The sequence below is a fragment of the Paraburkholderia phytofirmans PsJN genome, assembly GCF_000020125.1.
Classification (GTDB): domain Bacteria; phylum Pseudomonadota; class Gammaproteobacteria; order Burkholderiales; family Burkholderiaceae; genus Paraburkholderia; species Paraburkholderia phytofirmans.
Window position 1 is genome coordinate 3,600,827 of the sequence record NC_010676.1, and the last position, 25,173, is coordinate 3,625,999.

The following is a 25,173-nucleotide window of genomic DNA, read 5'->3' on the forward strand; positions in this document are numbered from 1 at the left end:
TGTCCAACTTTTGAGGGAGACAAGCATGGCAAAGGCATTCGCATCGCAGGCCGATCTGGAAGTCAAGAAAGTCACGTGGACCAAGCTATCCGAGAACGCCTACGCGTACACCGTTGAAGGCGATCCGAACTCGGGCGTGATCATCGGCGACGACGGCGTGCTGATCGTCGACACCACCGCCACGCCGGCCATGGCGCAAGACCTCATCGCGAAGATTCGCAGCGTCACGGATAAGCCGATCAAATACGTCGTGCTGTCGCATTACCACGCGGTGCGCGTGCTCGGCGCATCGGCGTATTTCGAGGAAGGCGCGCAGGAAGTGATCGCGAGCCGCGGCACGTACGAGATGATCGTCGAGCGCGGCGAAGCGGACATGAAGTCGGAAATCGAACGCTTCCCGCGTCTGTTTGCCGGCGTCGAAACGGTGCCGGGCCTGACGTGGCCGACGCTGGTGTTCGAGAAGGAGATGACACTGTTCCTCGGCAAGCTCGAAGTGCGCATCGCGCATCTCGGCGCGGGTCACACCAAGGGCGATACGGTCGTGTGGCTGCCGTCGCAAAAGGTGCTGTTTTCCGGGGATCTGGTCGAGTACGACGCGGCCTGCTATTGCGGCGACGCGCAACTCGAACAGTGGCCGGCCACGCTCGAAGCGTTGCGCGCGCTGAAAGCCGACAAGCTCGTGCCGGGCCGCGGCCCCGCGCTGACCACGCCGGAAGATGTCAACAAGGGTCTCGATTACACGAAAGATTTCGTCACCACGCTGCTGCAGCAAGGCCGTGAAGCTGTCGAACAGAAGCTCGATCTGAAGGCCGCGATGGAACACACGCGCAAGGCCATGGATCCGAAGTTCGGCCACGTCTTCATCTACGAGCACTGTCTGCCGTTCGACGTCTCGCGTGCTTTCGACGAAGCGAGCGGCATCACGCATCCGCGTATCTGGACCGCGCAGCGCGACAAGGAAATGTGGGACGCGCTGCAAGCCTGACAAGAACAGACGCACAGCAAGGCCAGCAAAGCGGAGAAGGACGGAGACACAAGATGAGTATCAACTACCAGACGCCGTCGTTCGAATATCGACCGTGCCGCGAACAGAGCACGCCGGGCGGCGCGGAACAGGCGGCCTATCCCGTGATCGTGGTCGGCGCGGGGCCAGTGGGTCTCGCTACCGCGATCGACCTCGCGCAGCAGGGCGTGCCGGTCGTGCTGGTCGACGACGATTGTTCGTTGTCCACGGGATCGCGCGCGATCTGCTTTTCGAAGCGCTCGCTCGATATTTTCGATCGCCTCGGCTGTGGTCAGCGGATGGTGGAGAAGGGCATCAGCTGGAACGTCGGCAAAGTGTTCCTGAAAGACGAGTTGGTGTACACGTTCAATCTGCAACCGGAAGCGGGCCACAGTCGGCCCGCGTTCATCAACCTGCAGCAGTACTACGTGGAAGGTTTCCTGCTCGAACGCGCGCAGGAAATGCCGAATCTCGAGATCCGCTGGAAAAGCAAAGTGGTCGGCGTGCAGCAAAATGGCACGCCCGGCACGCACGACGCCAGCGTGATGCTGACAGTCGACACGCCTGATGGCGAGTATGCGTTACGCGGCCGCTATGTCGTCGCCGCCGACGGCTCGCGCAGTCCGATTCGCAATCTGATGGGACTCGATAGCAAAGGTGTGACGTTCAAAGATCGTTTCCTGATCGCCGACGTCAAGATGGAAGCGGAATTTCCGACCGAACGCTGGTTCTGGTTCGATCCGCCGTTTCATCCGAATCAATCGGTGCTGCTGCATCGTCAGCCGGATAACGTGTGGCGGATCGATTTCCAGTTAGGGTGGGACGCCGATCCGGTGCTGGAAAAAACGCCGGAGCGTGTGATTCCGCGCGTGCGCGCGTTGCTCGGACCGGACGCAAAGTTCGAGCTGGAATGGGTCAGCGTCTATACGTTTTCGTGTTTGCGCATGGAGCGCTTCCGCCATGGCAACGTGTTGTTCGCCGGAGACTCGGCCCATGGCGTGTCGCCGTTCGGCGCGCGTGGCGCGAATAGCGGCGTGCAGGACGCGGAAAACCTCGCATGGAAACTGGCGATGGTGCTCGAAGGCAGAGCCGCGGATGCTTTGCTCGACACTTACGCAAGCGAACGCGAATTCGCCGCCGATGAGAACATCCGTAACTCCACGCGCTCCACCGATTTCATTACGCCGAAGAGTCCTGTCAGCCGCGTGTTCCGCGACGCGGTGCTGAAGCTCTCGCGCCATCATCCGTTTGCGCGGCAATTGGCCAACAGCGGCCGGCTGTCCGTGCCGGCGGTGTTGCGTGATTCTCCGCTCAATACCGCGGACCGTGACGAGTTTGAAGGAGCGATGTTGCCGGGCGCGGCATGCGTCGATGCGCCGGTGCAAGTCGCGGCACAACCGGCATGGCTGCTGCGGCAACTCGGCCAGCAATTCACCGGCGTGCTGTTCTGCGGCGAACAAGGTATCGACCAGTCGAGTCAGGCCGCGTTGGACACGTTGCGCGCGGGACCGATTCCGTTGAAATTCGTCTTGGTGACGCGTGGCGATCCGCACGCCGTTACGTCGTCGGCCGCGCAAGTCGCGCACGATATCGAAGGACTGGCTCACGCACGTTACGACGCAAAACCCGGCACGTTCTATCTGATCCGTCCGGACCAGCATGTCTGCGCGCGCTGGCGGCAACTCGATGCGGGTGATGTCGGATATGCGTTGAAGCGCGCGCTGTGCGTCGAAGGCACGGCTTGAACGTGCGCAGAACGCGGCTTGAGTGACACGCGCGCGGCATCGGCAAAAAATAGCTGGAGACAAACATGACACTTAACACGCAACCGAATCTCGCCCGCCCCGACGATTTCTACGAGGCATTGATCGATATGCATCGCGATCTCGACGATGCGCAGAGCCAGTCGGCCAATGCGCAACTCATCCTGCTTCTTGCCAACCATATCGGCGATCACGCCACGCTGCTCGAAGCGATACGGTATGCCCGCGAGGGCGTAATCGACATGCCGGCGCGAAATGGTGAAGCGCGTCCGTTAGCCGCTTAAGCACCTCGTGCAATCAAAATTAACCTTGCGCAACGCAGATTTGGGAAGACGTCGATAGTAATGATTTGTTGCGCGCGCTTGCTCTGAAACTCGCGGTAAATAACCCGCGATTTCTCTCAATTGTTTCTTTCCGACTATCAGATTCTTCTTAGCAAAGTGGCTGAGGTGCTGCCTCATACTAGCCGGCTTGTTGAGCAGGGATGCGTAGGGTGTGACGTTTCGGTGGGCCAGATTGCTTCGTGCCGGCGCACCATGTCCTCGTGCGTTGCCCGTGGGAAGTTTCCCGCGTTCGGCCGGAAAGAGACACGAGATGAAATTGTTTTTGATTAGCGACCTTGTCGTTCAAGAGTTGGCGTCGATGAAAGTCGACGGAAGATGGCTTTCTCCCGCGCAGTTTGTCGAATCGGCGTTGCTCTGGATCAACCATTACGCGCCAGATGTGGACGTGCCTGAATCCTTTTTTTTCGAAGTCGAGTGCGAAGTGTTGCAGATTGCCACGCAACTCGCGGTCGGAGAAATAGCGTCCGTCGACGATTCGCCATTAGCTCAGTTGTTCGGCGATTACCCAACGGTCAATTACGCCAATCCTTTGAGTGCGAAAGCGTTGGCCGCGACGCTTGCGGCATGCCGTGAAAAAATCGCCAGTGGTTCCAAGGCAACCTCGTCGAATGAGGCACTCTGCTCGCGGCAGTTCGTGAACTGTGTGGAGAACGCGCCGCAGTCTCTTCGCTGTCACCCCACCCTTTGCCAGTTGATGAACCATGTCAGCGATACGTCGAAGGCATGAAGGGTCGCTGAAGACCGACGGCTTCGGACGTGATATCGGGTAGAGTCGCGGCTATACGTCCGCGATTGCACCCATCACGTCCGAACCATGTATTCCATTGACCCTGTTCCGCTGTCTCACGACGGCCCGTCCGACATTGCATTGTGGCGGATCGACATCGACTTCACTGCTTCGCTCGACGCGCCTGCCTTTGTATCTCTCAGCGACGACGAACGCACGCGAGCCCGCAATTTCCGCCGCCATGAAGACGCGCTGCGCTTCGTCAGCGTACGCGCAGCGTTGCGTGAAGAACTCGCGAGGCGGCTCGATATCGCGGCGCACGCCATGCGTTTTGCGCCCGACGCCAACCACCGCCCCCATCTCGCCGATTCGGATCGCTTCGATTTCAATGTATCGCATGCGGGCGCGCACGGATTGATCGCGATGTCGGCGGTTCGGCGCGTCGGTGTCGATATCGAGCAGTGCAGTGACAAATTCGATTGGCGTTCGATTGCGGCATTGACGCTCGACCAGGAAGAGACCGCGTGGATCGAACGGCTCGACGCGGCACAGCGGAGCGCTGCGTTTTACGACGCGTGGGTCGCCAAGGAAGCGCTCGTCAAAACAACGGGCGTGGGCATCACGCGCGGGTTGCAGCATTTGACGGTGCTGCCGCGCGAGGGTGCGCGCGTGACGCTGCGCAAGCAGATTCCGGCCGATATGCGCGATGTCGCGGCGTACTGGCTTGCCGCACCGGACGCCTACGCCGCATGCGTAGCGTGGTCGGTGACCCCTTTCCGGTAGTCGCGGACCGACTCGGCGCGCTAGGCGTTTGCCTGCCCGAACGCCAAAGCCTTCGGCCACCCGAACGTGTGCACGTGAGTGAGCGGCTGCCAGGCCGGCTGCGCAAGCGCGACCGCCGCGTGGATCTTGCCGGCCATCGGGACATCGAGCACATGCCAACGGCCATGTTCCGCAAAATCGAACGCACCGGTTGCTGTGTGGCTGAACAGCAGTTCGATATCGATGTCGGCCGGCGCGTAACGCAGCGCGTTGCAAAGACTGCCGTAGCGAGCGCGCCGGCGCGAAGCTTCAGGTGTCTCGTCGGGCGCCACGCCGGGCGAGGGCACGACGACGCTCAATCCCAGCGTCGCCGACGCCACGCCGATCACGATCCAGATGCCGCCGTACGCGATATCGATCGTGATGCCACGACCGTCGCGAGGATGAAGCGCCCGCAGTTTCTCGTTACCGTCGTCTTGCAGATCGACGGCGTGCGGTTCGCAGTCGAACAGGTTCCCAACGATCCAGCGCACCACCACGCGCGCACTGATAAAGCGTTTGCGCAACGCGGCGTTCGGGTGCAGCCGCGCGCGCTCGCGTTCGCCCTTCGACAACCAGGTATCGCCTTCCTGCACCGGCACCGGCAGCCATTCGCAGCGGAACCGCCAAAGATGCAACTCACCTGCGCGCGGCGCGGCGACGTGGTACGGATAGCTGCGCGTCAGCGGATGACACAGGAATGCGGGCGATGCCGCGGTGAAGGGTGCAATGCTGGCGGCCTGCACGGCAGCTTCGCCGGCCCCGCGCTCAACGACGATTTCGCGTGACTCGCGGCTGTCGCGCTCGCGCGAAGCCGCTGGGCAAGCCTGGTTCAGTTCCAATGACATAGGCCTGCTTCCTCAATGCATGTAGGTGACGCGCCGTGCTTGCACGTCGAGTTCCACGCCGGCGTCGAGCAGATCGATGGCGAACCAGCGAAGCAGCTTCAGGACGCCGCTCACCGCGGGCGCGGGCAGCCATTCGTTCAACATGCGCAACGCCGCGCCGCTATGCGTTTTTTGCAGCAACGCGATGGTCTGCAGGATCACGGCTTCGTCCTTGCCGAGGTCGCTCGCGCAGCGGCAGCGCATATCGAGCGGACGATACGACACGTGCATCAGCGAGCGCATCAGCAGATCGAAGTGTTCGATGCCGTCCTGCCGCAAACCGACGCCGCTGAGAATGTCGCGCCAGTGCACGCCGCCGCGCGCCGTTTCACAAGCGGGCCGCAGCCATGTGCGGACGGCGCTCAGGACGGTGCGGTCGGGCGCATCGGCGGTGTCGGCCGGATGATCGTCGATCAGCTCCGGACGGCTGCTGTGTTGAGAGCGAAAGTTCATCGATGCTCCTGAATGGACACGGTCCATGAATCGCGCCGGCCGGATGGGACGGGTGCCGCGTCGCAGGCCAGCGCTTGTCGCGTGCGACGGATGGGCGGTGACGCAGCGCCTGCGTCGGGTGCTTATACGTTTGTCGCCGTTGCGGCGCTTGCTTCAGTTTTGAGCCGGTTGCGTCGGTTGCCATTCGCGCACGTGTGCGCTGCGCGCTGGACGCGTCGGCGCTTGCCCCGGTGTTTTCGGCGTGCCGACAAAGATGAAGCCGAGCAGACGCTCGTTCGGGGCGAAGCCGAGCGCGTCGTGCAGGCGCGCTTCATAACTGTCCGGTCCGGTGGACCAGAAGCCGCCGTAGCCAAGCGCGTGGATCGCGTTAAGCATGTTCATCGCCGCCGCGCCGGCAGCCAGCAATTGCTCGATCTCGGGCACCTTGGGATGCGCCGAGATCGCCGCGCCGAGCGCGATCACCAGCGGCGCGGCGAATGCCTTCTGCCGGCGATGCGCATGCGCCGAACGCGGTTCGTCCGGCGAGCGGGCGCTGGCGAGGTCGACCAGCAGGTCGCCGAGCGAGCCACGCGCATCGCCGCGAATCGTCACGAAGCGCCAGGGACGCAGATTGCCGTGATCCGGTGCGCGCAAGGCGGCGTCGAAAATCAGGTCGAGTTCGGCGTCCGCGGGACCGGGCTCGGTCAGCGGCCATTGCGATTGACGCGACAGTAGAACGTCGAGCGCCGCCGAAGCTTTCGGGCCGTCGCCGGTGGCAGGCTTCACCGCCGTTGGACTCTGGCTGTCGGTCGTGGGGCGGCTGATGTCTAGGGTCGTCATGATTTTGGGTTCGGCTGATGGTATGGGCTGAATAATGGGCTAATTTGCTAGTAAATGCAAATCATTCGCATTTAGAAGGGCGTATTTGTGATTGTGTTTTGCGCGCCTCCCGTGCTCGACGACGCACGCGCGCGGCATCTACAGTCGAGCCGCGTAATCCCTTATCGCAACTAACGGTCAACCGCGCCCGGCGCCCCCGGATATGATGACGAGGTGCCGGTTTCAGCCTTTTTGGCAAAAGCGGCTTGCAGCCTCCTTGCCCACTTTCGACCGCCCATGCCGACAAAAACACTCGACGCCGCATCGACTTCCGAGGCCACCGAAGCTACCGAAGCCGCCGAAGCAGCGCAACGCCTCCCCACGCTGATGCTCGCCGCGTCGCTATCGCTGGGCAGCGCAATCGCGCTCGGACTCGCCCGCTTCGCCTACGCGCTGCTGTTGCCGTCGATGAAACTCGACCTCGGGTGGAGTTTCGCCCAAGCCGGCGCGATGAATACGGCCAACGCGCTGGGTTATCTGCTTGGCGCGCTGGCTTTTCCGCGCCTCGCGCGCCGCTGGTCGGCCGGCGCAGTGTTCAGCGGCGGTTGCGTGGCGACCGCGCTGCTGATGGCGGGCAGCGGCTTGCTTGCCGACACGAACGCGCTGCTCGCCTTGCGCGTGATTACCGGCGTGAGCAGCGCGGCGATTTTCATCAGCGGCGGCGTGTTGGCCGCGCGGCTTGCATCGGCGAGACCGCACGATGCGGGGCTCGTCCTCGGCTTGTATTACGGCGGTACAGGGTGGGGGATCGTGGCGTCGTCGGTGCTGGTGCCGTTGACCATCTTCAACGTCGCGCACGGCTGGCAGTACGCGTGGTTCGCACTCGCGCTCGCGTGTGCGGTGCTCGCGGCGGTGGCCGTCGGCGCGGCGCGAAAAATCGAGCGCGTGCACGCGATGGCGTCATCGGCCGCGCAATCACTCGGCGCCGCCGATGCACCCCGCTGGCCGCGCTTCAGTCTCGCGCTGGCGGGCTATACGTTGTTCGGCGTCGGCTATATCGGCTACATGACGTTTATCGTCGCGCTGTTGCGCAATGCGGGCATGAGCGCGGCTGTCGTCACGTGCTTCTATCTGCTGCTCGGTGTGGCGACCGTGGTCTCGGCGCGCGTGTGGTCAGGACTGCTCGACCGCATGCGCGGCGGCCAGGCGCTCGCAGTGCTGAATGCTTTGCTCGCGATCGCGACGTTGTTGCCCGCGCTCTTCACTCAGCCATGGGTGGCGTTGGTATCTGGCGTATTGTTCGGCGCGACGTTTCTCTCCGCCGTGGCGTCGACCACGGCTTTCGTGCGCCACAATCTGCCCGCGAGTCATTGGGCCAAAGGCATCAGCGCGTTCACGATCGTGTTCGCGTTCGGACAGATCGTCGGACCGATGGTGATCGGCTGGGTCTCGGACGGCGCGGGTCTCGCGCGCGGGCTGGTTTATTCCGCGCTGCTGCTCGCGGCGGGCGCGGTGTTGGCAGCGTGTCAGAAGCCGTTGCGCTGAGTGTGACTCCGCGCATTCAGGCCCGTGTGCTGCGCGTTTTCACACCTGCACGGACGGGATGCTCTTCATGCAACGCAAGGCAAACATCGAACGGCTATGCCGGATGCCGGCGATCTTGTAGAGCTTCTCACGCAGGAACCGCTCGTAGCCTGCCGTACCGTCGACCGCCACCTTCACCAGGTAGTCGTAGTCGCCCGATACGAGATACGCCTCCAGCACTTCGGTTAGCGTCGCCAGTTCGGCGCCGAAGCGGGCGAGCGCGTCGTCGTCGTGACGGTCGAGCGTGACTTCGAGCAGGACGATGTCCGCGAAGCCGAGCTTCTGCTGATCGAGCAGCGCCACGTAGCCGCGGATATACCCCTCGGTTTCCAATTGACGCGTGCGATTCCAACACGCGGTAGTCGACATGCCGACCAGCTCCGCTAATTCGGCATTGCTCAAGCGCGCGTTCTTTTGCAACTCGCGCATGATCTTGCGATCCTGGTTGTCGAGCGGGCGATTTCGGATGGTTGCGACCGTCACTGGAAGTTTCTCCCTGAAAACTGCATTCTAAAGGAAGATCGTCCCGACATCGTGGGGCAAGCCTATTGCTTTAAGAAGCCTATCCAGCCGGCGTCCCGGTATATTTTCAGGGTGCATTCATGCCCGGGACAACCGTCCGGGCCGCGAGCCTCGCGCCCACGGCCCTGCGCGGCCAAAAGCTGCCATCCGGTGTCTCGCCGCCTTTTTACAGGAAGGCTGCACGCGAGCCAATTGCGGCGTTACCAGCGCCGTAAGACGCGCTCGCCCGGGCATGGATGCATGTTCCTCGCCGAATGCTTGTCAGCATGACCGTCTGCGCGACTGGGATCCGCGACCCGCATAGACGCTGCGGTGCGCTGAGAAGCGACGTGCGGCCGCTCAATCAACCTCGTTTGATCGGCGCTTTGGCCGCGCTCTGTACCGCGACATTGCGATAGACGTCACGGCAAAATTGCATGCCGCCTTGATGCGCGCCGTTGACACCCGCCGCGATGCGTACTGTTCCCTCCACATGCAGAGGTGCTGGCGGATTGACGATAGCGGCGTCGATCGCGAACGGATCGGAAGGCGATGCCCGCATGATGCCGATGCCCTTGATCGTCACGGCAAGGCAAGGGTCGGGGACTTGCGGATCATGGCCGGCCGCGACGTCGAAGTTGATGTTCAACGTCCAGAAGCCCTCGTGAATATCCTGATGAATAATGACCGCCTTCACCACATCCTGGTGTGACAGCGTGTATTCGTTGCTTGCCATCGCTCCCTCCTTGCTCGACGCATGCTGAGCGTACGTGTGCAGAAATGGCATTTTGCGCGGACTAGGGAAGGTTAGTTTTACGCGCCATTCCTCGCCGTGCAAGCGGAAAGATACGTGTGTCCATAAGTTGGCAAACGCGCAATGCGCAGACGCGCGAAAGGCGACGCCCGGACGCTGGCGTCGCCTTTCGCGCCGTAGCCGGATAAGCCGCGGCGCAGTAGAACAAGCCTCCGATCAACCGCGCATGCAAGTACCTGGCAACGGTTAATGGAAGATGAGGTACAGGATAACCAGTACGATCAACGGGACGCCAAGCAACCAGCCGAGAAGGTAAGGCATGATGTGATCTCCTTTCGTGTCGAGGTTTGAATACGAAAGTGATTGAGCATCCGGCGTGCCTGACGTGCCGCGTTGGGTCTTCGGCATCGCCATGGCAACCTCAAGCCGACATCAAGGCAAATTCTCCCGCAGAATGATGCTGAATTGCACGGGCTTCACGTCGCTCATCGCATCGCGCTTCTCGCGCACGTTGCGGAAAATACGCAGACAATTTCCCACCATAGCCTGCGGCGTTTGCGTGATCAACGCATCCATGGTGCCGTCGATCAGCAACGCTCGCGTGTCGGGCGTCAAGCCATGCCCGACAAACAGAATCTTCTGCTCAGAACGCGCCTCGACAATCGCGCGCGCCACGCCATCCGATCCGCCGCCGCTGTTGTAAATGCCGGCAAGATCGGGATGCTGTTCAAGCAGCTTGCGCGTCTGCATATAGTTGCGCTCGCTATCGTCGTGCCCTTCGCGTAGGCCGATCACGCGCACTTGTGGGAACGTCGATTCGATCAAATGCAGAAAACCGATCTCGCGTTCTTCATGCCCGCGATAGTTGAGGCTGCCGGCGAGCATCGCGATCTTTCCGCTAGGGCGCGGGCCCATGAAGCGCCCGAGCAGCAACGCCGCCGTGCGTCCCGCCGATCGATTGTCGATGCCCACATAAGCGAGCCGTCGCGCATTCGATAGGTCAGAAATCAGCGTGATGGCCGGCACGCCCTGATCCGCCAACGCATTTACGGCGTCGCGCACAACGGGATGTTCGAGCGCCATGAACACGACGCCATCCGCACGCTGCCCGTAATGCAACAGACGGTCGGCCAATTCCTTCGGGTTGAAACTCTCGACGTAGTGCACGCGGCACTTCATGTCCAGCGCGTTCCACTGATCGTGTGCGAAGTCGATGTAGTCGCCGAGCATATGCAAATAGCGATTGGTGCCGGCAGGCAGCAGGAACGCGATGCGCATCGGCTTCGAGGCGGGCACGACGGGCGCCTCTGGCGTGAGCAGATAGCCGAGTTGGGCGGCCGCTTGCAGCACGCGTTGCGCCGTCACCGCACGCACGCCTTCACGGCCATTGAGCACACGATCCACCGTGGCGGTCGACACACCGGCGGCGCGCGCAATGTCGGGAATGCGGGCACGCGCGGCGGCGTTGAGGAGAAGCGTATCGGACATGGCAGTCCTTCCTTCGCAGAACGGAAGTCCATCAAAAAACATCAAGCTCGCGGTTTGACAGCGTTGGCCGCGCCCGCCTAGTCTTGCAGCTATCACACGACGTCGCGACACCGGTGACTATAAATCAAGGTGTAGCGAGCGGACGATGATGGTTTTTGATGGATTCGACAGTCACATCAATTATAAGCAAGGAGACGCTCAAATGACCAACCTCGCGAGACGCACCCTGTTGCGTGCGGCGGCCGCTGTGCCGGTAGCCGGCGCGCTGGGCTTTCCGGCAATCGTGCGCGCGGCGTCCGGCCCGGAGTTCGTGTTCAAGTACGGCAACAACCTGCCGCTTACGCATCCGCTGAACGTGCGCTCGCAAGAGGCCGCGAATCAGATCAAGGAGGCGTCGAAAGGGCGCATGGAGATCCGGATATTCCCTAACAACCAGTTGGGCGGCGACACCGACATGCTCGCGCAGGTGCGCAGCGGCGGCATCGAAATGTTCACGCCGTCGGCGTTGGTGGTGTCGACGCTCGCACCGTCGGTTGCGATCAACGCGGTGGGCTTCGCGTTCAGCGACTACAACCAGGTCTGGGGCGCCATGGACGGCAAGCTCGGCGCATACGTGCGCGCCGCGATGCAGAAGGCCGGGCTCGAATCGTTCGAAAAGATGTGGGACAACGGCTTTCGTCAAACCACCACGAGCAATGGTCCCATTACGAGTGCGCAGACCATGCGCGGTCTGAAGATTCGCGTGCCGGTGAGTCCGCTGAGCATCGATATGTTCAAGGGACTCGGCGCTTCGCCGACCAGCCTGCAATTCAGCGAGGTCTATTCGTCGCTGCAAACGCATATCGTCGATGCGCAGGAAAATCCGCTGCCGATCGTGCAGGTCGCGAAACTCTACGAAGTGCAGAAGTACTGCTCGCTCACCAATCACATGTGGGACGGCTACTGGTTCGTGCTGAACCCGCGCGCCTGGCAGCGCTTGCCGAAGGATCTGCAGGGCATTGCCAGCGATGCGTTCAACCAGTCGGCGTTGAAGCAACGTGAAGACGTGCGCAAGCTGAACGATGCGGCGGTCGCGGATTTGCAAAGCAAGGGCCTGTCGATCAACCGTCCCACGCCGGACACATTCCGCGCGGCGCTGCGTCAGGCCGGCTTCTACGCCGAATGGAAGAGCAAGTTCGGCAATCAGGCGTGGGACCTCCTCGAACAGTCGGTCGGCAAGCTGGCTTGATCGTGTTGCATACGGGTGAGCCTGAGACGAAGCGCGGCGAGCCGCCGCGAGGAGACAGCAGGATGTCGAATCACGCATTGAATCCGGCGGACGCGGGCGTGCCGTTGCACGCGGCGAGCATGCCGCGCCGCTGGTTGAGGAGCTTCGATCGTGGTCTGATCGCGCTCGTCGAAGTGTGCGCGGCGGCGCTGCTCATGATGGAAATCGTCGTGATGTTCGCGGGCGTGGTGTGCCGCTACGTGCTGCATCAGCCGCTCGTCTGGTCGGATGAACTGGCCGGCATTCTGTTCCTGTGGCTCGCCATGCTTGGCGCCGTGCTCGCGTTGCGGCGCGGCGAACATATGCGGATGACGGCACTCGTCAGCCGCCTCTCGCCGCAGCGGCGCGCATTCGTCGATACGCTGGCGATCGCCGCGTCGATCGCATTGCTTGCGCTGTTGATCGCCCCTGCGTACGACTATGCGTCCGGCGAGGCGGCGATCGTCACGCCCGCCCTGCAGATCAGCAACGCGTGGCGCGCGCTCGCTTTGCCCATCGGCGCGGCGCTCATGCTGCTGGTCGGCATGATTCGTCTTGCCCAGGTGAGCCGCGTGCGCGACGTCGTGATCGTGCTCGCCATTACCGCTGTATTGGCCGCGGTCGCCGTGTTCGCCGGGCCGTGGTTTCAGACGCTCGGCAAACCCAATCTCGTGATCTTTTTCGTCGGCGTGGTGGCGATCGGGATTTTTTCGGGCGTGCCGATCGGGTTTTCGTTTGCGCTTGCCACGTTCGGCTATCTGGGCCTCTCGACCTTTACGCCGCTCGAAGTCGTGGTCGGCCGCATGGACGAAGGCATGTCGCATCTCGTGCTGCTCGCCGTGCCGCTCTTCGTGTTCCTCGGCTTATTGATTGAAATGACCGGCATGGCGCGCGCCATGATCGAGTTTCTCGCGAGCCTCGTTGGTCATGTGCATGGTGGTTTGTCGTTCGTGCTGATCGGCGCGATGTACCTGGTCTCGGGCATCTCCGGCTCGAAAGTGGCCGACATGGCGGCCATCGCACCGGTGCTGTTTCCGGAGATGAAGAAACGCGGCGCTTCCGAAGGCGATCTGGTCGCGCTGCTCGCCACGACCGGTGCACAAAGCGAAACCATTCCGCCGAGCATCGTGTTGATCACGATCGGTTCGGTGACGGGTCTGTCGATATCAGCGCTCTTCACCGCGGGCATGCTGCCGGGCGCCGTGCTCGCGCTGATTCTGTGCGTGGTGGTGTGGTGGCGTTATCGCAAGGAAGACTTGAGCGGCGCGCAGCGTTTCAGCAAGCGGCAGATCGGGCGATTGTTCGTCGTGTCGCTTCCGGCGCTGGCGTTGCCTTTCGTGATTCGCATGGCCGTGGTCGAAGGCGTGGCGACAGCGACGGAGGTATCGACCATCGGCATTGCTTACTCGATGCTGATCGGCCTCGTGGTGTATCGCCGTTTCGAATGGCGGCGGCTCGGCCGCATGCTGGTGGATGCAGCGACCTTGTCGGGCGCGATTCTTTTTATTATCGGCTGCGCGACGGCGATGGCTTGGGCGCTCACGCAATCCGGCTTTTCTCAGGACCTAGCGCAACTCATGGGCTCGATGCCGGGCGGCGCGTACGGTTTTCTCGCGGTGTCGATCGTGGTGTTCGTGATGCTCGGCAGCGTGCTCGAAGGAATTCCCGCCATTGTGCTGTTCGGGCCGTTGCTGTTTCCCATTGCGCGGCTCGCGGGCGTGCATGAAGTGCATTACGCGATCGTCGTGATTCTGTCGATGGGCGTGGGCCTCTTCTCGCCGCCGTTCGGGGTCGGCTACTACTCGGCGTGCGCGATCAGCAAGGTCAATCCCGATGCGGGCATTCGTCCGATTGTCGGCTATATGGGCGCGTTGATCGTCGGCCTGATCGTGGTCGCGGCGATTCCCTGGATTTCGATCGGGTTTCTTTAAGCAGATTTCTCAAGTTCATTAACAGGTTCGACCTTCGGGCGCAGCGTTTTCGCCGCGCCGGGGCGTCGCTCGTCTTTCAAACCCGCAGCATCGGGAGAGTTTCATGAGTCGTTTTTTTGGCGAAATCCGGCAGGCAGGTTATGTGGTGCGGGACATCGAGGCCGCGATGGATTACTGGAGCCGCGTGCTCGGCGTGGGTCCGTGGTTCTACAACGAACGCGTGCCGATCGAGAACTACACCTACCGTGGGCAATCGTATGAGGTGCATAACTCGGTGGCGCTCGCGAACTCAGGACCGTTGCAGGTGGAACTGATCCAGACACGCAATGATGCGCCGTCCATGTATCGCGACTTCCTCACCGCGGGCCATACCGGTTTGCAGCACAACGCGTACTGGACCACTTCATTCGACGCGGATCTCGCCCGACTGCAGGAGCAGGGCTTTAAAGTTGCCATGAGCGGCGAAGTGGGACGTAACGGGCGTTTCGTGTACTTCGATACGGAGAATCATCCCGGCACGGTGATCGAGTTGTCCGAGATCGCCGGGCCGAAAGGCAAGCTCTTCGACATGATCTACGCGGCGTCGCGCGATTGGGACGGCCGCGAGCCGGTGCGCCGCTTTCCCGATCTGGGCACGCTATGAGCGAGACGCTGCAACAGCAAGCGGTCGATAACGACACGCTCCAGGCCGACTATCTGATCGAGACGCCGCTCGATCCCGCGCGCGTCGCCGAAGTCATGGCCGGCGAGCAATCGAGCGGCACGTTCGTGCGCGTCGCCAACGAATCCGATGCGCTGCGCGCGCGCAGCCGCGCGGGCGTGCTGCGCGTCGAAGAACTCGAAGCGGCGGCGCGGCCCAGCTTGCCGAACGCCTGGCTCGAGCGTCAAGGCACGCCAGGGCCGTGGCGGCGCGCGCGCATTACGCTGTCGTTTCCGCTCGCCAATATCGATGCGAATCTGCCCACGCTGGCCGCAACCGTCGCCGGAAATCTATACGATCTTGGCGAAGTGACCGGCATGCGGCTGCTGTCGTTGCGCTTGCCGGCTTCGTACCGCAAGCGTTTCGAATTGCCGCGTCACGGCGTGGCCGGCACGCGCGCGCTGACGGAGGTGAAGGACAGGCCGATGATCGGCACGATCATCAAGCCGAACGTCGGCCTGAGCGCGGCGGAAACGGCGGCACTGGTGCGCGATCTATGCGAGGCAGGCGTCGATTTCATCAAGGATGACGAAGTATGCGCGAATCCCGCACATGCGCCGCTGGCGGAACGCGTGCGCGCGGTGATGGCCGAAGTGCGCCGCTACCGTGAACGCAGCGGCCGTTCTGTGATGGTCGCGTTCAATATCACCGACGACCTCGACGCCATGCGCCGTCACGCGGAACTGGTCGAGCAAGAAGGCGGCGACTGCGTGATGGCGAGCATCAACTGGTGCGGCTTTTCCGCGATCCAGACGCTGCGCCGCGCCACGCCGCTCGTACTGCACGCACACCGCAACGGCTACGGCATGATGTCGCGCGATCCGGCGTTGGGCATGTCGTTTCAGGCGTATCAGACGCTGTGGCGTTTGAGTGGCGTCGATCATATGCACGTACATGGCCTAGCCGGCAAATTCGCGCAGAGCGACGCCGAAGTGATCGAGTCGGCGCGCGATTGCGCGACGCCGCTCGCCGCGGGTTGCGACGATACGGTGCTGCCGGCGTTCTCATCAGGGCAATGGGCTGGCACCGTGCAAGCGACCTTCGACGCCGTGCGCTCCACCGATCTGCTGTTCATGTCGGGCGGCGGCATTCTCGCGCATCCGGATGGGCCCGCCGCAGGCGTGACGAGCGTGCGCCAGGCATGGGCGGCGGTGCAGGCGGGCACGCCGTTGCCGGTGTACGCCGAGCATATGCCGGAGTTGCGACGCGCCTTGGCGTTTTTCGGCAGCCGCGCGTGAACGCTTCAGGCGACACGGAACAAGAGATGAGCGACGAAGCAAACAGCCGCGGCCCCGCCTACGCCTTCTACGGTGACGACTTCACCGGCGCAACCGACACGCTGGCGCATCTCGCCCGCGCCGGTTTGCGCACCATGCTGTTCTTCGCACCGCCGGATGCCACGCGTCTTTCGATGCTTGGCCCGCTCGACGCGATTGGCGTAGCGGGCGCCGCGCGCACCATGCCGCCGGCCGCGCAGCGGCAGGAACTCGAACGCGTGGGCGCCGCCTTCGCCGCGCTCGGCGTGCGGGTGATGCACTACAAAGTGTGCTCGACGTTCGATAGCGCGCCGGAAACCGGCAGCATCGGCGTGGCGATTCGTACGTTGCGCGAGTACTGTGCAAACGAACTCGTCGCGGTGGTCGGCGGTCAGCCGAATTTGCGGCGCTATTGCGTGTTCGGCGAACTGTTTGCGGCAGCCGGCGCGGACGATGACGCGCAGTCGATTTACCGCATCGACCGTCATCCGACCATGAGCCGCCATCCCGTCACGCCGATGAACGAAGCGGACTTGCGCGTACATCTTCAGCGGCAGGGTGTGAAGAATGTGCAATCGATCGACTGGCGTTGCTACGCGCATGGCGATGCCGAACTGCAAGAGGAAGTGCAGCGCCGCCTCGATGCGGAACCCGACGCCGTGCTGTTCGACGTACTCGACGATTCGCATTTGCAGGCGATTGGCCGTGTAATCGCGCGTCACGCCGCGGCGTCGGCGCCGTTGCTCGCGGTGGGTGCGAGCAGCGTTGCGCAGGCTTACGCATTGGCGCATGACAATCGCGTTAAAGATGCCGCCGCCGAAAACCGAACCACGCCGCTGTTGCCGCGCGCACACGGCCCCGTGTTTGTGCTCGCGGGCAGCCTCTCGCCATTGACCGAAGTACAGATCGGCGCCGCGCAATCCTATCTGCGTGTGGAACTGGACCCGCTGAAAATGACCGGCGACGCGGCCTCCAGCTACCTGGCGGAACGCGTGGCGGCAATCGCCGGCCCCTTGCGCGACGGACGCAACGTACTCGCCTTCACAGCACGCCGCGCGTCGAGCGAAGGCGGCGCGCTGCCGCAACTCGCGCACGCCTGTGCATCGCTCTTGCAACAGGTACTCGCCGCCGTGCGCTTGCGACGCATCGGCATTGCGGGCGGCGACACGTCGAGTTTTGCCGTGCGCGCGCTCGGCGCCTGGGGGCTGTCGTATCTCGCGCCGTTGTCCGCTGGCGTCACCGTGTGCCGTCTTCATGCCGATCGCGCGGAACTCGACGGTATGGAGATCATGCTCAAAGGCGGCCAGATGGGCGACGCAAATCTGTTCGAGCAACTGCTCGACGGCAACGGCTAACCGTTATCGGTGAAACCGGGATAGAGCGTCATGCCGCCGTCGACGAACAAGGTCGTGCCGACCACGTAGTCGCTTTCATCCGAGGCGAGCCAGACGGCGGCCTTGCCGATGTCGTCCGCTTCGCCCACACGGCCGTAGGGAATCAGCTTCAACAGTTTCTCCAGCGCGGCTTTGGTGTCCCACGCGTCCTTATTGATCGGCGTGCGAATCGCGCCCGGCGCAATGGAATTGACGCGGATGCGTTCGGGCGCGACTTCCTGCGCGAGCGATTTCATGAACATCTGAATGCCGCCTTTAGACGCCGCGTAATTGACGTGCCCCGCCCACGGAATGACTTCGTGAACCGAGCTCATGCAGATGATCTTGCCGAGCGCTTTGGACGTGGCCGTCGGGCCGCGTCGGCGGAATTCTTTCACTGCCGCTTGTGCGGTCAGGAACTGGCCGGTGAGATTGGTCGCCAGCACCTGTTGCCAGTCGTCCAGCGTCATATCGGCAAACGCATTATCTTTCTGCACGCCCGAATTCGCGACCACGATATCCGCGCTTCCGAAACGCGCGCGGCATGCCGCGAACATCTTATCGACCTGCGTGGGATTGGCGACGTCGGCTTGCACCGCAAGCGCGGCGCCGCCGGCTTTCTCGATCTCGGCGCAGAGTTGCTCCGCCTCTTCGGCATGCGAGTGGTAGTCCACGACGACGGCCGCGCCCGCATCCGCAAGCGCTTTGGCGACGCCGGAACCAATGCCCGAACTGCCGCCGGTGACCAGAGCGACCTGATTCGCGAGTAACTTTTCCATTGCTGCTCCCAAGGTGACAAGATAGGGATGTGCATCGACCATCGACATAGCAAGGCCGCCGGATATCCATGCAGCGAACTGCGGAGATATCCGGCGGCCGACCCGCTTTCAAGGAACGCGGGTACTACACAACGCTATGGCATTCAGGCTATATGACGCCGACGACCAGCAACACGATCACGACGATCACAACGAGACCGAGACCGCCGGTAGGACCGTAACCCCACGCGCGGCTGTGCGGCCACGTGGGCAGCGCACCGATGAGGAGAAGAATCAGCACGACTAGAAGAATAGTTCCCAACATATGAATGACCTCCGCCTGGTTGATAGGACCTGCCTTCGCGACAAACGCGCAAGGCCCGCATTGCGCGTGTTCCTGCGAACGGCAGTATCGGTGCCATGGTTGAGCAAGCTGCATGCCCGAGGCGATAGATCGAGCCGGAAACGTTTCAAGACCGGCTTGCCGCCGTGTGGCGGGCGGTGCCGATCCGCGACGCAATCAGATCCCCGATGAAGGCGAGCGTGAGGGCAGCCGCGCCGCAAGCGAAGATCAACCCGTAGTCGTTATGTGTGTGCGAGAAAAGGTACGAGTACCCATAGCCGCCGAGCGCCTGGAAAAGCGCGAAGGCTGTCGTCGCGCGACTCCATGCGGCTCGCTGCTCGATGTGATCGTGTGGCACGAGTTCATGAATGCGGCCGAGCACGAGCGGCACGATACCCGGTGTGAAGATGCCGAGAATCACAGTCGATGCAATCAGCGCGAGCGTGCTGCCCGAGAACGCGAGCACGGCGACGGCGGCCGCTTGCAGAAGCAATCCGATGCGATAGGCCTTGCCGAAGCCGATGCGATCGGCCACGTTGCCGCAGATCACGGGGCCGGCGATGGCAGCGAGGCCGTACAGCACCCAGTAGTCGGCACCGATTGCGGCGCCGCGTCCCAGGCCGCGAGCGATATAGTCGACGAGCAGCACCATCGCCGGGACAAGGCCGAGTGCGTTTGCCGCGTATTGCGCGTACAGCACACGAAGCGTCAAGCCATGTGGGCGCACTGCGTGATGCGTATCGGAAGCCGCGAGCGGTGCGGGCGGATTCGTCGAAGGCCAGCCGAACCAGCTCACCGCGGTCAACACCAGCGCCACGACACCGAGACCGATCCACGTGGTTTGCAAACCATAGTGCAGAAGCTGCGGAATCAACGTGCCGGATGTGGCGATACCGAGTCCGAGTCCAAGAAAGATCATGCCGCTCACGAAGCCGCGGCGCGGCACGGGAATGTGCGGAAGAATCGACGTCGCCACCAGCACCATGATTGCGCCGCCGGAAATGCCCGACAACAAACGCCACGCAAAAAACCAGCTCACCGAAAGCGGATACGCGCAGGCGAAAAAGGCCGCGGTCACGACCGCCATCAGCATGCGCAACGCGCTGCGATTCGACAGTGCCGATGCGAGCGGGCGGCCGATCAACGCACCGACCAGATAGCCAGCGAAGTTCGCCGCGCCGAGCGTCACCGCTTGCGACGACGTGAACCAGTGCGCCTGGATCAGCGAGGGAATCAACGGCGTGTACGCGAAGCGCGCGAGGCCGATGGCGACGAGACTGCCGCACAGTCCCGCGAGCGTGGCGAAGAGCGCGCGAGCATCGAGTGAGACCGGACTATCTGACGTTATCGGAGCAGCGGACATGACGGTTCCTTTACCGGTGCGCGCGCTGACGGCGGCGCTGCCGGATGTCGGTGGGAAAGCGAAGGGGTGCGCCTTGTCAGGCGCGTGACTCAGGCGTTGGAGCCGGTCGGCGGTAGGGCAGGCAAACCAAGCAGCAGCAACACGGGCGCAATCGCGCCGACAAGCAGCGTTTGTTGCGGATTGACCCGCGCGAGAACGCGAACGCCGATCAGCGTGGCCAGCAGGTGAGTGGCGGCGTCATCGGCGGAAACGGCTGTGGTGATTTCTCCGCTCTCGCTGGCAGCAATCATGCGGCGGTAGAAAAACGCGCGCATTTCCGAGAATTCCGTGGCGACGATCGCGCGGAATGCTTCGTCCTCCGATGTGGTTTCCAGCGCCGAGTTCACCAGCATGCAGCCACGTTGCGCGGGATCGGCGAGCGATCGTTCGAGGATCTCGTGGAAGAACATCGTGATGCCTAGAGCCGGCGATACGGTCTGCTCTAAACGCCTGATCCGTTCGCGCAACGTGTGCTCCAGATAATGCTCGAGCGCGCGCAGATATAGCGTGCGCTTGTCGCCGAACGCGTTGTAGAGACTCGGCTGCGTCAGACCGGTGGATTTAACCAGGTCGCGCGTGGAGGTCGCGTCATAGCCCTTCGTCCAGAAGGCGGCGCTGGCGGCTTCCAGCACCTCTTGTTCGTCGAATTGGCGGGGTCTTGCCATGATGAATATCCTTCCGGCGTCACTGAGGACTGGTTCTGTATCGGTCGATATAAAAAGCGATTATATATCGACTGATACAGAACGCAAGAAGAAGATTCGACGATGTAAGGCAGCGCGCTCAAAGTACGCTGCGGTGCGGGGGAAGGGCGTCGGCGGGTGGTTGCCCATCCGGCGCGAGTTCGGTTTCCGGGTAGCTGATGCGCACCGGCGGCACGAACCAGGCGAGGCACAACCCGATCAACGCCGCCGCGCCGGCCACCAGAATGCCGATGTGAATGGACTGCACCAGGGCTTCGCGCGCGGATCTCATCATGGCGTCGCCTGACTGGCCGGCACTCACCAGACGATTGATCAGCGCGGCCTGTTCCGCGCGATCCACCAGCAACTCGGGACTGGCGAAGGATTTGAACCACTGCGTCGCCTGATAGGAGTCGAGCGAGCGATGCACGCCGCGCGAATAGAGGTGGCCGAGCAACGCGCCCGTCATCACCGTGCCCAACATGCCGCCGAATGTCCGCAGCGATTGAAGCAGCGCGGTGGCCGCGCCGACATGGTCCCGCCCGACGATCTGCTGTGAACAGACGGTCAGGCTGGTGGCCACCAGACCGAGGCCGAGCCCGCTGATGCCCATGCACGAAGCCCACACGAGATGCGGTTCCGTACCTCGCAAGACGACCACGCTCAAACAGGCGAGCGCGGACAGCGCAAAGCCGACATACATGATGCCGTTCGCGCGGCGGACCCGTGTGACGATTCGATTGTTGAGCACGCTGCCCACGGTCGTGCCCAGCAGCAATGGTGTGATCAGCATGCCCGAGTCATGCGCGGACATCGCGTAGCCGCCCTGAAACAGCAGCGGCACATAAAACACCAGCGAAAAGAGCGCGAAGCCGCCGAGCACCGACATCGCGAAGAGCGCGGAGAGCTTGCGGTCCATGAGCATGTCCACCGGCACGATCGGATAGCCGATGCGCCGCTCCCATAGCCAGAGAATCAGCCCGCAGGTCGCCGCTACGACGGTCAGCACGATGGTCGTCGTGTCGATGCCGCGCCTCGGAAACAGTTCGATGAGCACCTGCAGTGAGCCGAACGTGACCGCGAGCACGAACGCGCCGAGCCAGTCGAGCCGCACGGGACCTTTGCACCTTAGATGAAGCAGCGGGGGCAAAAAGCGTTGCACGAACAGCAGCGAGACGAGCCCGACCGGCACGTTGACGAAAAACACCAGCCGCCAACCGCCGTATTGCGTGAGCATTCCGCCGAGCGTCGGTCCGATCATATTGGACACGCCGAACGCGGACGTAACGAACGCAAGCCAACGCAGCCGCAGTTTCGGATTGGGGAACAGATCGGCGACGGTGGCGAACACCGTGCCGATCAGAATGCCGCCGCCAATCCCTTGCAGTCCACGCGAAACCACCAGCAACAGCATGCTGTTGGCCAAGCCGCACAACACGGATGCGCCGGTGAATAGGAGGATCGCCGCGATCAGAAACCGCTTGCGGCCAAACAGATCGCCCAACCGCCCGAAGATGGGAATCGTGATGACGGAGGCCAGCATGTACGACGTCGCGACCCACGCGTAAAGATCGAATCCCTTCAGGTCGGCGACGATGCGCGGCAGCGCGGTGCCGACGATGGTCTGATCCAGCGCCACCAGCATCGCGACGAAAGCGATGCCGAGCATCGCCAGCAGCGATTCGCGGAATGGCAGCAGTTGCCCGCTCGGCGGCGGCGCGGTGAACCCGGTGCTCATGGCGTGCTTACTTGTTACCCGCTGCCATACGTTTGCCGAGAGCCGCGCCCAGGTCTTCGTCGGTCAGGGCCGGCGAGATGTCCATGGTGAGGAGGTCGCCCCAATCGAGCGCCATCGCCGCCATCGCGCGATTGTCGTCAGCCTCGACGATTGCAACGCCGCGCAAGCCGCCGATAGCGTGCCAGCGTCCCAGCAACTTGACTCCGTCCGGCATTTGCCCGCCGGTCTTCATGAACCGTTCGATAACGGAACTCTCGGCAGTCGGCAGACCGTTCCATAGGACGATAAATTTCATTGCGCGCCTCCAATCCGAAATGGCGATGCCGGCTCGTGGCGCGCTGCCATCGTCGCTTATGGGTACGGCGCGTCGCGGATGCGGGGCGTCGTGTTCAGTTCTGCGCCAGCAAGCTGTCCGGATAGTGCGTGCTATTGGCGGACAGCGGTGAAAGACCACGTGGCGTCCTAAGCATCATAGGTGAGCGTGGCGCGTGCGGCGTCGCCGCGTGCGGACATTCACCAGGCCAATTGAACACGCATGATTTCGTGACGAACAAACAGACTGCGCCGTGGCTGGATGGGAATATTTTGTGGGGCGTGTGCGTTATCTGGTCATGACGATGCGCTTCTGTCGACAGAAAAAGCAAACGGCACGCGTGTGCGACGCGTGCCGTTGTCGTGACTGTGCGACGCCGAAGCGAGTCGCGCTACGGTTTGCGCTGCATGGCCGCTTTGGCAATCGTCTGATGCGCGGCGGGGAAGCCCGGCGGATATTCGACCACGCGTGCCGAAGCCGGCACCAGCGGCACGGCCGCGTTCAGCCGCGCGCCAATACGCGCGCCGCCGACGATGGCCGTCATGGCCTGACGATCGAGTTCGACGCTATCGGTGAGGTCCCTGATGATCAGCTTGGTCATGGTGGCTCCGGAAATGAAATCGAGCGGCGCGCCGGTGCAATGCGCCGGCCGCCGCTCGGGTGTGTCGTGAAATGTGCTGAGGTCTCCCCGCACAATCAGTATAGGAAATCTCGCTGCAACTCGCCGGCCGGCGATGACATGCCGGCATTCGCGAGGCCCCCCGGTCCTCGCGACGGCAAGCCGTCACACGGTGGCGTTGTTGGCGCCCCACAGCGACGGGCTGACGTTCAGGTGCAGCGGCACGAAGCCCGCGCCGATCACGCCGACGTTGTTGAGTGCGGCGACGTTGACGTACTGCATCTGGTTGAGGTTCTGGTTGATCGAGACGTTGACGTTGGCAATGCCGCCAAGGCCGGCGACCGAGGGCAGGCCGGGCACGCTGCTGCCGGTGCCGCCGGCCACCGCCGACATGGCGCGGCGGTCGAGCTCGCGGGTGCCGGACAGATCGCGAATCATGAGGGATGACATGGTGCTTCTCCAAAGGTGCGCGGAAGACGGGGGTAACCGTCGGCAGGCGAAGCGCGCGGGCGAGCCGGGCGCCTCGCCTCGCCGCGTATTACACGTGGATGTTGTTGCTCGTCGTGACGTACGGGTTGACCGTCGAGCTGATGCCGGTGGCGAACGCGACGTTGTTGCCGTTGGCGTTCTGCAGGTTCAGCTGGTTGTTGATCAGCTGGGTGGCGTCGACCTTCTTGCTGTCGTTCGGGGCAAAGACGGGGCTGAAGTTGAAGTACGAGGACGACGGATAGTAGCCGGTGCCGCCGCGCACGGCGCTCATGGCGCGGCTGTCGAGTTGTTCGGTGATGGACAGGTCTTTGATCATCAGTGCGTTCATGGTGAGTCTCCGGAAGGTAAAGGTCGGGGTGTTGCGATCGGGTGCGAGCAACTTGTCTGCTCGGGTATCACTAATGCACAGGCTGTGCCAGTTTTATTCAAAGTTTCTAAGAAAGTTGGAGAAGGCCTGTGGCGCAAGGGTTTCGCGTTGTCGTGCGGGCCGCGCACCGGCGCATTGCCACGTGGAAGCGATGCGCGACTGACGGCACACGCCCGACAGACCGCCGCAAGCTGTTGGATAACGCACGACACGGGCAGCGGCGAAGGCGCTCGGTCTCGAAAGGATGCAGAAGGTGTTCTTGATCCGGAATAGAAGAGCGCGTGCGCGAGGTTCGCAGCACAGCGCGCACGGCTGTGACGCTCTCGCCGGCTTTGATCGCGTCAACGATTGTCCGATGCCGTCGTGGCCCGGATGACGTCGTGCGAGGAATTCGGTGGATTGGTTGGCCTGGACGAAGCGCGATGGCCGAAGAGATTTCGTTCGCGTCGAGGCGACGCCGTTCGATATGAGTCGCGAGGAAGAGAGCAAGCGTCGATGGGAACACGACAAGCGGGCATTCATCCCATCAATGAACAGGCCTCCTCCAACGGCAAAGATGTGAAGGAGGCCTGTTTCTAATTGCGGACACCTCGCGCGTCCTATAAGTAAGGCCCTTTGATACGCCCTTCGAAGATGGCGGTGTTGATTCCGAAGTCGTCGACCTGGCCGAGAGGGCCATGGTCGATGGTGACAATGACGGAACGGCCGCCCCGCAGCGCCTTCATCTGCGCGGCGGTGAGTGTCGTTTCGTCATGTGGACGATCTGCGGAACGTGGCAAGTCCCTGATGATGAGGCTGGATTTCATGGCAGTACTCCTGAAGGTAAATGAGTGAGCACGATGCGGTGCTCAG

At 62.7% G+C, this 25,173-nt stretch carries 28 protein-coding genes; 11 read left to right on the forward strand and 17 right to left on the reverse strand.

Annotation, left to right across the window (positions count from 1 at the left end):
- Positions 1–25: 25 nt before the first annotated feature.
- The 5 genes from BPHYT_RS35700 to BPHYT_RS35720 all read left to right on the forward strand — a co-directional run bounded on the left by BPHYT_RS35700 (position 26) and on the right by BPHYT_RS35720 (position 4,620).
- Positions 26–985, forward strand: coding sequence for an MBL fold metallo-hydrolase (locus BPHYT_RS35700; protein ID WP_012428995.1), 960 nt, complete (start codon positions 26–28; stop codon positions 983–985).
- Positions 986–1,038: 53 nt separating this feature from the next.
- A complete protein-coding gene (locus BPHYT_RS35705; RefSeq protein ID WP_012428996.1) occupies positions 1,039–2,748 on the forward strand; it encodes an FAD-dependent oxidoreductase in 1,710 nt (569 codons plus the stop codon).
- Positions 2,749–2,813: 65 nt separating this feature from the next.
- Positions 2,814–3,050: a DUF2783 domain-containing protein gene (locus BPHYT_RS35710; RefSeq protein ID WP_012428997.1), complete on the forward strand. Its 237-nt coding sequence runs from the start codon at positions 2,814–2,816 to the stop codon at positions 3,048–3,050.
- 310 nt (positions 3,051–3,360) lie between these two features.
- Positions 3,361–3,837 (forward strand): hypothetical protein, encoded by a 477-nt coding sequence (locus tag BPHYT_RS35715; RefSeq protein ID WP_012428998.1) that lies wholly within the window; start codon positions 3,361–3,363, stop codon positions 3,835–3,837.
- 87 nt (positions 3,838–3,924) lie between these two features.
- Complete coding sequence (locus BPHYT_RS35720; RefSeq protein ID WP_012428999.1) at positions 3,925–4,620, forward strand: 4'-phosphopantetheinyl transferase family protein; 696 nt, start codon at positions 3,925–3,927, stop codon at positions 4,618–4,620.
- Positions 4,621–4,640: 20 nt separating this feature from the next.
- On the opposite strand, the gene BPHYT_RS35725 is transcribed toward BPHYT_RS35720, so the two are convergent.
- The 3 genes from BPHYT_RS35725 to BPHYT_RS35735 all read right to left on the reverse strand — a co-directional run bounded on the left by BPHYT_RS35725 (position 4,641) and on the right by BPHYT_RS35735 (position 6,797).
- Positions 4,641–5,486 (reverse strand): 4'-phosphopantetheinyl transferase family protein, encoded by an 846-nt coding sequence (locus BPHYT_RS35725; protein WP_012429000.1) that lies wholly within the window; start codon positions 5,484–5,486, stop codon positions 4,641–4,643.
- 12 nt (positions 5,487–5,498) lie between these two features.
- Positions 5,499–5,978, reverse strand: coding sequence for a hypothetical protein (locus BPHYT_RS35730; protein WP_012429001.1), 480 nt, complete (start codon positions 5,976–5,978; stop codon positions 5,499–5,501).
- A 153-nt stretch (positions 5,979–6,131) separates the two neighbouring features.
- Positions 6,132–6,797 (reverse strand): nitroreductase family protein, encoded by a 666-nt coding sequence (locus BPHYT_RS35735; protein WP_012429002.1) that lies wholly within the window; start codon positions 6,795–6,797, stop codon positions 6,132–6,134.
- Positions 6,798–7,073: 276 nt separating this feature from the next.
- Between BPHYT_RS35735 and BPHYT_RS35740 the strand changes: the two genes are divergently transcribed.
- Positions 7,074–8,321: a YbfB/YjiJ family MFS transporter gene (locus BPHYT_RS35740; protein WP_012429003.1), complete on the forward strand. Its 1,248-nt coding sequence runs from the start codon at positions 7,074–7,076 to the stop codon at positions 8,319–8,321.
- Positions 8,322–8,360: 39 nt separating this feature from the next.
- Here the strand turns inward: BPHYT_RS35740 and BPHYT_RS35745 are convergent, their stop codons facing one another.
- The 4 genes from BPHYT_RS35745 to BPHYT_RS35755 form a co-directional block, all read right to left on the reverse strand.
- Entirely contained in the window at positions 8,361–8,843 is a 483-nt protein-coding gene (locus BPHYT_RS35745) for an Lrp/AsnC family transcriptional regulator (RefSeq protein WP_012429004.1), read from the reverse strand.
- A gap of 382 nt (positions 8,844–9,225) precedes the next feature.
- Positions 9,226–9,597 (reverse strand): hypothetical protein, encoded by a 372-nt coding sequence (locus tag BPHYT_RS35750; RefSeq protein ID WP_012429005.1) that lies wholly within the window; start codon positions 9,595–9,597, stop codon positions 9,226–9,228.
- Between the two features lie 264 nt (positions 9,598–9,861).
- Positions 9,862–10,029 (reverse strand): hypothetical protein, encoded by a 168-nt coding sequence (locus BPHYT_RS38890; protein ID WP_012429006.1) that lies wholly within the window; start codon positions 10,027–10,029, stop codon positions 9,862–9,864.
- 18 nt (positions 10,030–10,047) lie between these two features.
- Positions 10,048–11,103, reverse strand: coding sequence for a LacI family DNA-binding transcriptional regulator (locus BPHYT_RS35755; RefSeq protein WP_012429007.1), 1,056 nt, complete (start codon positions 11,101–11,103; stop codon positions 10,048–10,050).
- 202 nt (positions 11,104–11,305) lie between these two features.
- Between BPHYT_RS35755 and BPHYT_RS35760 the strand changes: the two genes are divergently transcribed.
- The 5 genes from BPHYT_RS35760 to BPHYT_RS35780 all read left to right on the forward strand — a co-directional run bounded on the left by BPHYT_RS35760 (position 11,306) and on the right by BPHYT_RS35780 (position 17,591).
- Entirely contained in the window at positions 11,306–12,331 is a 1,026-nt protein-coding gene (locus tag BPHYT_RS35760; protein WP_012429008.1) for a TRAP transporter substrate-binding protein, read from the forward strand.
- A gap of 62 nt (positions 12,332–12,393) precedes the next feature.
- A complete protein-coding gene (locus BPHYT_RS35765; protein WP_012429009.1) occupies positions 12,394–14,280 on the forward strand; it encodes a TRAP transporter large permease in 1,887 nt (628 codons plus the stop codon).
- A gap of 103 nt (positions 14,281–14,383) precedes the next feature.
- Entirely contained in the window at positions 14,384–14,923 is a 540-nt protein-coding gene (locus BPHYT_RS35770) for a VOC family protein (protein WP_012429010.1), read from the forward strand.
- On the forward strand, positions 14,920–16,218 hold the full coding sequence (locus BPHYT_RS35775; protein WP_012429011.1) for a ribulose-bisphosphate carboxylase large subunit family protein: 1,299 nt from the start codon (positions 14,920–14,922) through the stop codon (positions 16,216–16,218). The genes BPHYT_RS35770 and BPHYT_RS35775 overlap by 4 nt, the downstream gene beginning before the upstream one ends.
- A gap of 26 nt (positions 16,219–16,244) precedes the next feature.
- A complete protein-coding gene (locus tag BPHYT_RS35780) occupies positions 16,245–17,591 on the forward strand; it encodes a four-carbon acid sugar kinase family protein (RefSeq protein WP_012429012.1) in 1,347 nt (448 codons plus the stop codon).
- Here BPHYT_RS35780 and BPHYT_RS35785 read toward each other — a convergent pair.
- From BPHYT_RS35785 to BPHYT_RS35830, 10 genes are all read right to left on the reverse strand, one after another.
- Positions 17,588–18,388: a glucose 1-dehydrogenase gene (locus tag BPHYT_RS35785; RefSeq protein WP_012429013.1), complete on the reverse strand. Its 801-nt coding sequence runs from the start codon at positions 18,386–18,388 to the stop codon at positions 17,588–17,590. The genes BPHYT_RS35780 and BPHYT_RS35785 overlap by 4 nt on opposite strands.
- Before the next feature lie 148 nt (positions 18,389–18,536).
- Complete coding sequence (locus BPHYT_RS37770; RefSeq protein WP_012429014.1) at positions 18,537–18,692, reverse strand: DUF3309 family protein; 156 nt, start codon at positions 18,690–18,692, stop codon at positions 18,537–18,539.
- A 145-nt stretch (positions 18,693–18,837) separates the two neighbouring features.
- Positions 18,838–20,073 (reverse strand): YbfB/YjiJ family MFS transporter, encoded by a 1,236-nt coding sequence (locus tag BPHYT_RS35795; protein ID WP_012429015.1) that lies wholly within the window; start codon positions 20,071–20,073, stop codon positions 18,838–18,840.
- A gap of 89 nt (positions 20,074–20,162) precedes the next feature.
- Complete coding sequence (locus BPHYT_RS35800; RefSeq protein ID WP_012429016.1) at positions 20,163–20,777, reverse strand: TetR/AcrR family transcriptional regulator; 615 nt, start codon at positions 20,775–20,777, stop codon at positions 20,163–20,165.
- A 118-nt stretch (positions 20,778–20,895) separates the two neighbouring features.
- On the reverse strand, positions 20,896–22,533 hold the full coding sequence (locus tag BPHYT_RS35805; protein WP_012429017.1) for an MFS transporter: 1,638 nt from the start codon (positions 22,531–22,533) through the stop codon (positions 20,896–20,898).
- Positions 22,534–22,540: 7 nt separating this feature from the next.
- Positions 22,541–22,828 carry a DUF3303 domain-containing protein gene (locus tag BPHYT_RS35810; RefSeq protein ID WP_012429018.1) on the reverse strand — a complete coding sequence of 96 codons (288 nt, stop codon included), beginning with the start codon at positions 22,826–22,828 and terminating at the stop codon, positions 22,541–22,543.
- A 409-nt stretch (positions 22,829–23,237) separates the two neighbouring features.
- Positions 23,238–23,447 carry a hypothetical protein gene (locus BPHYT_RS35815; RefSeq protein WP_012429019.1) on the reverse strand — a complete coding sequence of 70 codons (210 nt, stop codon included), beginning with the start codon at positions 23,445–23,447 and terminating at the stop codon, positions 23,238–23,240.
- A 183-nt stretch (positions 23,448–23,630) separates the two neighbouring features.
- Positions 23,631–23,915 carry a hypothetical protein gene (locus BPHYT_RS35820; RefSeq protein WP_012425893.1) on the reverse strand — a complete coding sequence of 95 codons (285 nt, stop codon included), beginning with the start codon at positions 23,913–23,915 and terminating at the stop codon, positions 23,631–23,633.
- An 88-nt stretch (positions 23,916–24,003) separates the two neighbouring features.
- The gene (locus BPHYT_RS35825) at positions 24,004–24,282 is read right to left on the reverse strand and encodes a hypothetical protein (protein WP_012425894.1); all 279 of its coding nucleotides are present in this window, start codon (positions 24,280–24,282) and stop codon (positions 24,004–24,006) included.
- A 638-nt stretch (positions 24,283–24,920) separates the two neighbouring features.
- Positions 24,921–25,127, reverse strand: a complete 207-nt coding sequence (locus BPHYT_RS35830) for a hypothetical protein (RefSeq protein WP_012429020.1) — start codon at positions 25,125–25,127, stop codon at positions 24,921–24,923.
- Between the last annotated feature and the right edge of the window lie 46 nt (positions 25,128–25,173).